The sequence below is a fragment of the Pseudotabrizicola sp. genome (genome assembly GCF_030684215.1).
Classification (GTDB): domain Bacteria; phylum Pseudomonadota; class Alphaproteobacteria; order Rhodobacterales; family Rhodobacteraceae; genus Pseudotabrizicola.
Genome location: NZ_JAUXOV010000047.1, coordinates 1 through 2,618 on the forward strand (window position 1 = coordinate 1; position 2,618 = coordinate 2,618).

General features: G+C 65.0%; 3 protein-coding genes and 1 pseudogene. 2 read left to right on the forward strand and 2 right to left on the reverse strand.

What is annotated here, in order from left to right; genetic code table 11:
• Both Q8K08_RS09350 and Q8K08_RS09355 read right to left on the reverse strand, forming a co-directional pair.
• Positions 1 to 207 (reverse strand): hypothetical protein (locus Q8K08_RS09350; protein WP_305249904.1); only part of this gene is annotated, 207 nt, incomplete at its 3' end.
• 182 nt (positions 208 to 389) lie between these two features.
• Complete coding sequence (locus tag Q8K08_RS09355; RefSeq protein ID WP_370870537.1) at positions 390 to 1,505, reverse strand: tyrosine-type recombinase/integrase; 1,116 nt, start codon at positions 1,503 to 1,505, stop codon at positions 390 to 392.
• 126 nt (positions 1,506 to 1,631) lie between these two features.
• Here Q8K08_RS09355 and Q8K08_RS09360 point away from each other — a divergent pair, with 126 nt between their 5' ends.
• Together Q8K08_RS09360 and Q8K08_RS09365 are read left to right on the forward strand one after the other, a co-directional pair.
• The gene (locus tag Q8K08_RS09360; protein ID WP_305249906.1) at positions 1,632 to 2,516 is read left to right on the forward strand and encodes a DUF1403 family protein; all 885 of its coding nucleotides are present in this window, start codon (positions 1,632 to 1,634) and stop codon (positions 2,514 to 2,516) included.
• 2 nt (positions 2,517 to 2,518) lie between these two features.
• Positions 2,519 to 2,618 (forward strand): annotated as a pseudogene (locus tag Q8K08_RS09365) (SMC-Scp complex subunit ScpB); the annotation flags it as partial.

The window sequence follows — 2,618 nt, forward strand, 5'->3', positions numbered from 1 at the left end:
TAAACGACCGTTTAGAAACGGATGCAAGAGCAATCTCTGTGGCACTGACTTGTAGAAAGCTCTTGGTTTTCTGAGCTTGAGCTTGATCAAGGATTTCTCGCAGACCGTGGCGAGCGCATGCAATACAAGGTACTCAGAAGCGCCGCGAGAAAACCCTTGGGTAAAGTGCAAAAGTGCCGTAATTTGCACATATGAAGCCTCAAGCATCTGCCATAAATGATGATTTTGACGATCCTCTCGCGAGTGTCGAAGAGATCGAGGAGGCATCCGAAAACGATTTATGGTTGTCGCGTTTGGTTCCCGATTTCAATTGAAGCGGTTAGCTGAAACCTGAGCGGTCAGGTTGGAGCTTGGCATTTCAGCAAAAGCTCGTCGGAAGGGCAGGGGGCTTACAGGCCCGCGGCCTTGGTCAGGTTCACGCGGAACCTGTCGCGGCGTCGCTGATATCGGCGGGTCATCTCTGCGCTGGCATGACCGAGCTGCTTTTGAACATAGCGTTCATCAACTTCCGCGCTGCTGGCAAGGCCTGCACGCAGGGAATGGCCCGAGAACAGCCGCACGCGCTCGGCCTCAGGCAGATCAGGGCGTAGCCCGGCCTCGCGGGCGCAGGATTTGATCAGCCGGGCGACGTGTTTGTCCGACAACCGCTCGCCCGTAGCTTTCAGGCCGTTGCGCGACGTGGCGACGAAGATTGGGCCGAAGTCGATCCTTGCGTAATGCAGCCACTGCGTCAGGGCATGGACCGGGCAGGTCTGATCGGATGAGCCGCGGGCGATTTCGACCTCGCGCCAGCCGGTTTTGCCGCGCAGGGTGATCAGGACACCGTCTTTCAGCATCTCTACCCAGCCGCCACTGTCGGGCGTGTCATCCTTGCCGTGGTCAAGGCAGACGATTTCGGATCTGCGAAGGCCGCCAGCAAAGCCGATCAGCAGGATCGCCCGGTCGCGCAGGCCGCGCAGATCGTGGGGCAGGGTGGCCAGCATGTCGCGCAGGTCTTCAGGCAGGATCGCTTCTTTCTGGACCGGTGGCCGTGCGTGCTTGCGTCGGATGCCAGCCAGGACGCTGGCAATGTGGCGGTCCTTGCGGTCCAGCCGTTCTCCGCGCTGTGCATAGCCCCAGGTCAGGCCGGACAGCCGCCGCTCTATTGATGAGACCGAGAGGGGTCGGGACGCCGACTGCGACGGGGCCTTGCCGCCCGGGGCTGCCAGATCGGCGATGTAGAGCCCGATCAGCTGGGGCGACGAGGGGAGAGGGTCCGCGCCGCGCATCCGGCACCAGCGGGCGAAGTGGGCCCAGTCCTTGGCATAGGCCTGCAGCGTGTTCTCCGACGCCGCCTGACGCGCATAGTCTCGCGCGGTTTCGACCAGGCGGTCGAGCGTGCCCGAGCCAGCGACATGGGAGGGCAGGGCGATCGTGTCGCGCTCCTTATCAGCGCTGTCGTCCCGCTCATGGCGATCGGGACGTTCCAGCGGCTCTGAAGGCGATTTCTCGGGTGTTTCGGTCATGCCTCTGAGCATATCTTCTTGATGTCCGATAATGCAAGATTATTGGACACAAAGACATCATCGAAGAGGCGGCGTATATCGCAACTTTCGGTGGCTAAAAGCGCCGCCTCACCTTAGGCTGTCGGTATGAAAAAACTGCACGAACAGCCTAGCCAAGCCATGCCGGGGCCTCCGCCCTTGCCCGGATGGATTGCTCGGGCGGCGGCTGAACCCCTTGACGCGGCGGCGTTCCGGTCGGGGGCGGCGCTGGCGCATCTGGCGCTGGTTGCGGCGGCCGATGTGCCCCTGCCGCTGTGGCGCGACCGGCTTGCGCTGGCGGCTGCGGAAACCTGCGCGGCGATGGCCGGGCGGCGCGAAGGGCAGGGCGCCTTGCGCGACGCGCTGCATCTGACGCGGGCAGGCGACGATCCCGGCCCGGCGGGGCGCGTCCTGCGGCAATGGAGCCGGGCGGTGGCGCGGCCGGTCTCGGTTGCCGGGTTGGGCCGGGTGCTGGAGGGGATCGCACCCGAACAGATCGGGCTTTGCCTGGATGCGGCCGGGCCAACGCCGGTGGACCGGGCGGCAGCGGTGATCGAAGCCGTGTTGGCCGACGTTCCGCGCGCCGAAACGGCCGCATTGATTCTGGCCGATGCGGTGCTGGCGCGGGGATGGGGGCAGGATCACGCAGTTCCGCTGCTGTCGCTGGCCATAAAACCGCGCGATCTACGGCTGCGGGGCGACGATCTGCGGCTGGCCTGCCACCGGGCGGTTGCGGCCGGTGCCGCGCAGGCGGTATCTCTGGCGACAGAGCTGTCACGGGCGGCGGCGCGGCTGCGGGTGGTGACTCCGAAGCTGCGGGCCGGGGGGGCGGGCCGCGCCGTCGATCTGTTCCTGTCACGCGAGGCGCTGACGCCGGGGGCGCTCGACTTCATGTCTGATCGGGCAGCCCGGCGTCTGTGTGACCGGCTGGTCAATCTGGGTGCGGTGCGCGAGCTGACCGGTCGCGAAACCTTCCGCCTGTATGGGCTGTGACGATGAAAAGCGCCCGAACAGAGACGGTTTTCGACCGTGGTCTGGCCGATCTGCCGGCCGATCTACGCTGGCGGGAATGGATGCGGCGGATCGAGGCAGTGC

What these genes read in the sequence shown, in the direction of transcription:
- Q8K08_RS09355 (WP_370870537.1), bottom strand. Translation starts at nt 1,505, where the DNA reads ATGACCGAAACACCCGAGAAATCGCCTTCAGAGCCGCTGGAACGTCCC.
- Q8K08_RS09360 (WP_305249906.1), top strand. Translation starts at nt 1,632, where the DNA reads ATGAAAAAACTGCACGAACAGCCTAGCCAAGCCATGCCGGGGCCTCCG.